The sequence below is a fragment of the uncultured Campylobacter sp. genome, assembly GCF_938045595.1.
Classification (GTDB): domain Bacteria; phylum Campylobacterota; class Campylobacteria; order Campylobacterales; family Campylobacteraceae; genus Campylobacter_B.
Genome location: NZ_CALIBB010000051.1, coordinates 1 through 7,489 on the forward strand (window position 1 = coordinate 1; position 7,489 = coordinate 7,489).

At 46.1% G+C, this 7,489-nt stretch carries 8 protein-coding genes; 6 read left to right on the forward strand and 2 right to left on the reverse strand.

What is annotated here, in order from left to right; genetic code table 11:
- Nucleotides 1-692: 692 nt before the first annotated feature.
- Nucleotides 693-1,115 (reverse strand): EamA family transporter, encoded by a 423-nt coding sequence (locus Q0340_RS02165; RefSeq protein ID WP_298081977.1) that lies wholly within the window; start codon nucleotides 1,113-1,115, stop codon nucleotides 693-695.
- A gap of 467 nt (nucleotides 1,116-1,582) precedes the next feature.
- Here Q0340_RS02165 and Q0340_RS02170 point away from each other — a divergent pair, with 467 nt between their 5' ends.
- Both Q0340_RS02170 and Q0340_RS02175 read left to right on the forward strand, forming a co-directional pair.
- Nucleotides 1,583-1,966 carry a DUF4878 domain-containing protein gene (locus tag Q0340_RS02170; RefSeq protein WP_297881892.1) on the forward strand — a complete coding sequence of 128 codons (384 nt, stop codon included), beginning with the start codon at nucleotides 1,583-1,585 and terminating at the stop codon, nucleotides 1,964-1,966.
- Entirely contained in the window at nucleotides 1,948-2,559 is a 612-nt protein-coding gene (locus Q0340_RS02175) for a YiiX/YebB-like N1pC/P60 family cysteine hydrolase (RefSeq protein WP_298081978.1), read from the forward strand. The genes Q0340_RS02170 and Q0340_RS02175 overlap by 19 nt, the downstream gene beginning before the upstream one ends.
- Before the next feature lie 300 nt (nucleotides 2,560-2,859).
- On the opposite strand, the gene nusA is transcribed toward Q0340_RS02175, so the two are convergent.
- Nucleotides 2,860-3,987 (reverse strand): transcription termination factor NusA, encoded by a 1,128-nt coding sequence (gene nusA, locus Q0340_RS02180; protein ID WP_298081979.1) that lies wholly within the window; start codon nucleotides 3,985-3,987, stop codon nucleotides 2,860-2,862.
- 158 nt (nucleotides 3,988-4,145) lie between these two features.
- Here nusA and Q0340_RS02185 point away from each other — a divergent pair, with 158 nt between their 5' ends.
- Genes Q0340_RS02185 through Q0340_RS02200 form a run of 4 tightly spaced genes read left to right on the forward strand, consistent with a single transcriptional unit; the run spans nucleotide 4,146 to nucleotide 7,116 of the window.
- Nucleotides 4,146-4,388: an HP0268 family nuclease gene (locus Q0340_RS02185; protein ID WP_005870077.1), complete on the forward strand. Its 243-nt coding sequence runs from the start codon at nucleotides 4,146-4,148 to the stop codon at nucleotides 4,386-4,388.
- A complete protein-coding gene (gene miaB / locus Q0340_RS02190; protein ID WP_298081980.1) occupies nucleotides 4,385-5,680 on the forward strand; it encodes a tRNA (N6-isopentenyl adenosine(37)-C2)-methylthiotransferase MiaB in 1,296 nt (431 codons plus the stop codon). Before Q0340_RS02185 ends, miaB begins: the two co-directional genes overlap by 4 nt.
- Nucleotides 5,661-6,314: a lysophospholipid acyltransferase family protein gene (locus Q0340_RS02195; protein ID WP_298081981.1), complete on the forward strand. Its 654-nt coding sequence runs from the start codon at nucleotides 5,661-5,663 to the stop codon at nucleotides 6,312-6,314. Before miaB ends, Q0340_RS02195 begins: the two co-directional genes overlap by 20 nt.
- Nucleotides 6,315-6,360: 46 nt before the next feature.
- Nucleotides 6,361-7,116, forward strand: coding sequence for a hypothetical protein (locus Q0340_RS02200; RefSeq protein WP_298081982.1), 756 nt, complete (start codon nucleotides 6,361-6,363; stop codon nucleotides 7,114-7,116).
- Nucleotides 7,117-7,489 lie beyond the last annotated feature (373 nt).

Here is a 7,489-nt window from a genome sequence, read left to right on the forward strand (position 1 = left end):
AATGCCAAATCAGAAAAGATGCAAGAGAAAATGGATGATAGCATGGATAAGGCTATTAATGATGATGGTAAAGCAAAAGGCTCTACGGCTAAGATGAAAGACGAAGCTAAAGAAGAGGGATCATCTAAGGCTAAAGGTAAGAGGGGTAGGGGAGAGTAATTTCTCCCGGTCTTAGCTTATTATTCTACAAGCCTAGCGCTTGCGGCGATTGCAAGGGTTAGGCAGCAAGTGCATAAATTTAGGCGGAGCTATGGAAGTGTGCAAGATTTCAATTCGAATCTTGCGTAATTAGCTTGTGATCGACTATACTGTAGATTTAGAAGTTTACAGTTCGATTTAAACTTGCGGATGCGATTTTATTTTATGGTACGGCGAGTCGATATTTTTTGGAATTTTAAGGTGTAAATTCTTGATTTATCATAAATTTTAATCTCACTACTTTTAAGCAGAACTAAAATTACCCTAAAGACCGCCTAACTACAGCAAGGTATCGGCAAATCGATTACCGGCGCGTTTCAGGTAATGCCCTAAAAATCGTGTAGGCTAAAGTCAAGCCATAAGAAATCATAATGGTTTAGGGCGGCAATTTTGCAGAAACCGGCAGTGTGTTTATCTTACGACAAAGCGTATAGCGTAGTGCGAGAGTAACGGTTAAAAAGACCACAAGAGATAGATTTAAAGCAAATTTTACCCTATTTAAACGCCAGCATCATCGCTCCCGCGCCGATGAGTGCTAGCGCGAGCCATTCGCGAATACTCGGGCGCTCGCCTAAAAAGATCACGGCTATGATTACAACGAGTACCACGCTTAGTTTATCGATCGGTGCTACTTGATAGGCTTTGCCGATTTGCAGAGCTTTGAAATACGCTAGCCACGATGCACCCGTCGCCAGCCCACTTAGTATCAAAAACGCCCAGTTACGAGGGGTTAGGCTCGATAGCGGCTGCCAGGCTTTAGCGTAGCGTAGGAATGCGGCGAGACAAAAGGCAATGATGATCGTGCGGATAAAAGTCGCAAAGTGGGAGTTAATCCCTTCGAGTCCGATTTTTGCAAATATCGCAGTCAGCGACGCAAAGAGTGCTGATGCAAGTGCCCAAACCGCCCAAGTTTCCATGATTTTCCTTTAGAAAAATTACTGAATTATAGCCCCATTTAGATAAAATTTGTTTATAATTTCGCGAGCGTCGCAGCAAAAAGCTAAATCGCAAGCGAGCAATCCCACGAAGGCGGCATTGAAATTTTAAAATTTTAGCCGCAAAATACGGCTAAATTTCAGTTCCGACAAGCAAAGCTTGCCTCGCGCGCTACCGAATGAGTTTGGGCGCCGTTTGAGTGGTGTGCCGCAAGACACGGTTCGCAGAAACTGCTATAAAATTTCGCTTCGGCAAGATAAAATTTTACCGAGGCAAGACGAGCTTTCCTTCGAATGCAAAATTCTATTTTAATTCAGCAAAAGCACGACCGAATACCCTTTTTGCAAATCCAAACGCGATATAATCCCCCCCCCGAGTAGAAAGATCTAAATTTAAAAAATATTTATCGTTCGTATATAGAATCTCAAAATTTCTACGAGGAGAGCTTATGAAAAAATTTCTACTCGCGCTCATTGCGATATTCGTTTTAGCGGGCTGTGGCAGCGACCCGAAAGGCGTAGCCGAGGACTTCATCAGAGCCCTATACGAGGGCGATTCTAAGACTTTGGTGGATGCTATAGACATACCCGATAAGGACAGATCGGACGACGGCTCTATGCAGATGATAAATGGCAAACTGATGCAAATGGCAGGTGCCGGCAAGGAGGAGGCCTCTAAGCGCGACGGGCTAAAAGGCGTCTCAGGCGAGCTGCAAAATAGCGACGAGAAATCGGCGCTCGTGAAAGTCGTCGTGTCTTTTAAAAACGGCACGAACCGCACCGAGAGCGTTAAACTCGTCAAAAAAGACGGCAAATGGAAGGTTGCGCTTTAGCCAAAAAGCTTCTCGTCTGCCTGATCTTCGCTCTAGGCGGGCTCGGCGAGCTTTGGACGCTAACACGCGCGCCTACGGCAAAAGAGCCGCTGCGGGTGCCGGATGAAATTTTATCAAATCTACGCACGGGCGATCTTGTCTTTCGCATGGGTGACGTCACCGACAGCCGCATAATCGCAACCGCAACGAATTTTAAATACTCGCACGTAGGCATGATCGTGCGCGAGCGCCCGCTTTTGGTAGTGCACGCCGTAACGGGCGAGGGCGAGCGAGAGGGCGTCGCGGCCGTTTCGATGCGGGAGTTTTTGGCGCATGCACGAGACTTTGGCGCGGCGCGGATGAAATTTTTAAGCGAGGAGCAAAAGGTGCGCCTAGCCGCCTCTTTACTTAGGCGCGTCGGCGAGGGCTTTGCGCTAAAACCTCGCGGTGAAGCGAACCTATACTGCACGACGCTACTTGAGCAGGAAATCTCTAAAATCACAGAATTCTCGCCGCAGTATTTTAAGCTAAGCTTAGCCGTTTTGGGCGGCGAATACCTCGCGCCGAAGGCATTTTGGCACTACGGCGGCGTCGAAATTTTATATGAGCGGTAGGCGCAGCTTAGCTTGGATCGGAATTTTGCGCGCTGTGTAAATTTAAATATCGCATCAATTCAAATCTGCGATGAATAAAATTTGATCTTAGAATTCTGCGCCGTAAAATTTTGGTCAAAATTTGTTTTGACGCTAAATTTTAAAATTCCGAAACGGCGTAAAATTCTACGTAATATAGAATTTCGTGGAGTATTAAATTACAAAATTCCATTAATTACTAAATTTGCAAAATTTGGTAGGCATGGAATTTTATAGGGCGCGTAACTTACAAAATTTTAAAAAGCCAAGTGCGTTTCGTCTCTACAGCTCGCCGAAAAGCGCTTCGAGATTTTTAAGACCTTCTTCCTTGGAGACCTTTTTCTCACTCGCCAAGCCGGTTTCGATAAGTTCGATCTCGCAGCCGCACAGCATCGAGGCGAGGCGGATATTTAGGCCGTTTTTGCCGATCGCTTTGCTTTTTTGATCGGGGTTTACGTAGACGATCGCCTTGCCGTCCTGCGTTATTTTGACCGAGTTTACGATCGCGGGCGCCATTGCGCGAGTGATCAGAATTTCTGGACTTGCGGAGTATTCGAACGCGTCGATGCTCTCGTCGCCGCTTCCGTCTTGCAAATTTTTGCTTAAAAATCTACTCACCGCGTCGATGCGAGCGCCTCCTTTGCCGACGGTAGCGCCTACCGGATCGACGTTTGGCGAGACGGCGCTAAGCGCGATCTTAGCGCGCCTACCCGGAATCCTAGCGCAGGCTTGGATGATGACGCTGCCGTCTTTGATCTCAGGGACTTCGGCGGCGAGCAGGGCTTCTAGGAATTTCGGGCTGGTGCGCGAAAGCTCCAGCCTGATACCGTGGGATTTGTCGATGGCTACGTTTTTGATGACGGCTTGCAGCACGTCGCCCACTTTGAAATTTTCACCCTTGATGCGGTTTTTTTGCGGCATGAAAGCCTTCGTATCCTCGATCTCTACGTAGGTAGTGCCGTCGTGATCGATCTTAGTGACGGTGCCGTGGGTGAGGGTGCCTACCTTGCTTTTATAGTTTTCAAAAATTTTCTCTTCAAGCAGCCTTTGGATGTGAAAATTTAGCTCTCTAGCCAGCACGCCGGAAGCCGTGCGACCGAGGTTTTCTATATTTATTTCGTAGCTTAGCTCATCGCCGATCTCTGCATTTTCGCCTATTTTTTTGGCCTCGCTTAGCGCGATGAAGTTGTGATCGCCGAGCCGCTCATCATCATCCGCGACGACGTGGACCTTTTGGTAGAGCTTGACGCGTTTGGTCTGCGGATCGACTTCGCTGTCATAGAGATACTCCTCGCCGAAAAGTCTTTTTGCGGTCTGGATGAACGCCGTTTTGACGCGCTCTTTGACGTCCGCGGGCTCAAGTCCCTTTTCATTTGCAATCGACTCGATGATGTCGGTGATTTTTTCCATAAATTTTCCTTAAGATTTGATTTCGTGCTACTAAATTTGGATTTTAAATTTTGAAGTGCGGTATTATATGAAATTTTGACTTTATTTTTATTTAAACGAATTATTATCTAAATTTCGCTAAACTCGCGGGTTTAAAAAGATAAATGAAAGGATAGATCATGCAGCTAAAACTTGCCAGAACGGAGCTTGCTTCTAAGCCAAAAAGCGTTAAGATCGAGGATTTGCAAGCCCAAGTAGAAAAGAGCGGACAAAAAATATTTTATCTGGATAGAGAAAATTCTCAAAAAGATTTAGCCGCTTTGGTGGATTTTTTCGACACTAAGGGTTTTAGCGTGTATCAGCGCATAGTGCGATACGGGCTGAACGAAAACGAGTATATGTACGAGGTGCATATCCTTTGAGCAAACTCCTCTTCATCCAGACCCTAGGTTGCGCGATGAACGTGCGCGATAGCGAGCATATTATCGCGCAGCTAAAAGAGCAAGATTACGAGATTACCGATAACATTAGCATTGCCGATCTGATTTTAATAAACACATGCTCCGTGCGCGAAAAGCCCGTGCATAAGCTTTTCAGCGAGATCGGCGCATTCGATAAAGCGCGAAAAAGAGGCTCTAAAATCGGCGTTTGCGGCTGCACCGCAAGCCATTTAGGAAATGAAATTTTTAAGCGTGCGCCATTCGTGGATTTCGTACTCGGCGCCAGAAACGTATCTAAAATTTCGCAAGCCGTACGTACGCCAAAATTTATCAGCACGGACATAAACTACGACGAGAGCGAGTTTGCCTTCGGAGATTTTGCGAGCTCGCCATATAAATCCTTCATAAACATAATGATCGGCTGCGACAAAAAGTGCTCCTACTGCATCGTGCCGCAGACTAGAGGCGATGAAATTTCGATCCCCGCTCAAATCATCTTGCGCGAAGCCGAAAGATCTGCAGCTCGCGGCGCCAAAGAGATATTTCTGCTCGGCCAAAACGTCAATAACTACGGCAAGCGCTTTTCTAGCGCGCACGAAAAAATCGACTTCAGCGACCTGCTCGTACGGCTTAGCGAGATAGATGGTATCGAGCGCATCCGCTTTACCAGCCCGCATCCGCTGCATATGGACGATAAATTTTTGGACGTTTTTTGCAATAATCCTAAAATTTGCAAATCGATGCATATGCCGCTTCAAAGCGGCTCGAGCAAGGTTTTGCGCGATATGAAGCGCGGATATACCAAGCAGTGGTATCTGGACCGCGCGCTTAAACTGCGCCAAAGCTGCCCGGGCGTGGCGATTAGCACCGACATCATCGTGGGCTATCCGAGCGAGAGCGAGGAGGATTTTGCCGAGACGATGGAGGTGTTAGAAGCGGTGAGATTCGAGCAAGTTTTTTCCTTTAAATTTAGCCCGCGACCGCTCACGCCTGCGGCAAACTTAAAGCCGCTGGATGATGAAATTTCAAGCGAAAGGCTAAGTAGGCTGCAAAGCGCTCACGCTAAAATTTTAGACGAGATCACAGGAGCGCAAAAAGATAAAATTTTCGACGTATATTTCGAGGAGTTGCGAGAGAGCGGCACTGCGTGCGGTAGAAGCTTTTCAAATTTTCTAATCTACGCGCAAGGAAGCGAGGAGCTGTTAGGCAAAACGTGCAGAGTATGTATCGAAAAGACCGCCAGAATGGCGCTTTATGGAAAAGTTATCGCTTAAAAAGCGGTTGTTTTTCCGCATCGCCGAATATCTCATTTTTATCCTGATTTGGTGTATTTTTTTAACGTGCAGGGTTAAATTTACACCCACGAAGCTGCCCGAAAAGCCCTGCGTCGTCGTATTTTGGCATGGAAGATTAGCGATGATGAGCTTTGCGTATAGGCGCTGGTGGCTGCGGGATTTCGGCAGCAAGAGGCGCGCCAAGGTCATCATCTCGGATCACAAAGACGGCGAGATAATCACGCGCGTGATCTCGCATTTCGGTATCGGCGCAATTCGCGGCAGCAGTTTCAAAGGCGGCGCGCGCGCACTTATGGGCGCGATCAAAGAGATAAAAAACGGCACCGACGTCATCATCACTCCCGACGGCCCGCGTGGCCCGCTTCACAGCGTCGCGGACGGAGCTGTAATCCTTGCACAGCGGCTAAGCTTAGATATTTACGCGCTAAATTACGAAGCGAGCAGTTTTTGGAAATTTCATAGCTGGGACGAGATGGTATTGCCAAAGCCCTTTTCGCGCATAAATTACAGCCTCAGCGCGCCGCTAAATTTAGAAGGACTTGACCTTGAAGAGGGCAAAGAGGCGATCAGGCAACTGCTTTTTGCAAGCGCCGAGCAGGACGTTAAATTTTAGTTTGAAATAATAGTGTTTCGATATAATTGCAATTTTAGGAGAAAAAATGGCACTATTTAAAGCAAAATCATTCCTCGGCGTCGCTAAAAGTGCCGACGCATGCGAGTTTTTTTATAGAAAATTGGGCTTTGGCAAAAGAATTTTGGATGAGAAATCCGATCGTTTTCCTATCGCGCAAGAAAATGATCTGGCTACCTCGCTGGCGGGCTTTGCGGATCTGAGTGATAAAAATTTAATCTCTTGCGTACTGATAGACGACGAAAATCAAAGAGTGTATTTTAACGAGGATTATATGATTAAAGAAAATAGCATTTATCAAAAAGTCGATGATAGCTTCATAGTGGAATTTCCTCGCGCAAGTGCACAGGCGGCGGATGAGACTTTTGGAATAGAATTTAGCTCGCACGCTAGTTTATTTAAAATTTTATACTTCTTGCTAAAAAATCAAAGCGATTTTGAAAACATGGCGATGTTCGCACTGAAATTTAATAACCGCGCATGTTTCGTCGTCGCCAACCAAGAGCGCGTGCTCTACGCCGATATAATGCGTATCGACGAAGAGATGCAGGCGGCGATGAGCGACGCGGACGAGCTATTTTACGAGCTTTTAAATTTTCAGATCGAGACCTTCTACAAATCCGACAATAGCGAGTTTCTCACCAACGTTTTCATCTACTCAGACGGCACGCTTAGCAACGAGATTGGTTATGTGATTTTCACGCGCATCTTCATCAAAACAAATCTGATAAATCTAAATTTCGCCGATTACATCAACAAAATCGCGATGCTGGAAGCCCGCTAGATCAAATTTTTCGCTCCGCACCTAGGCAGAATTTTAAAATTTTATCTTTGCAATATTGCGCTTGCTTGATACGATTTAGTTGCTTGTTCGCGGTTGCGTTTTGTTAAATTTATCTCGCGTTACATAATGAAATTTTGACTAGGTAAAATCAATCCGTATTTAATGGCTCGCTTTTAAATTTAAACTCATTTGTCGTAAAGAAGCCCATCTTGCACCGTAAATTCTATTTTTTCACGAATCCTGATTAATTTTACGTAAAAAATTTTCTATCAGAATCCGCCTTTGTTCCACGTCGTCGCTATCGCTAATGCCTTCTAGCTCGCTTGCGTGATGCGCTTTGGGCGGGATATCTTTCAGATACGACCACACCTCG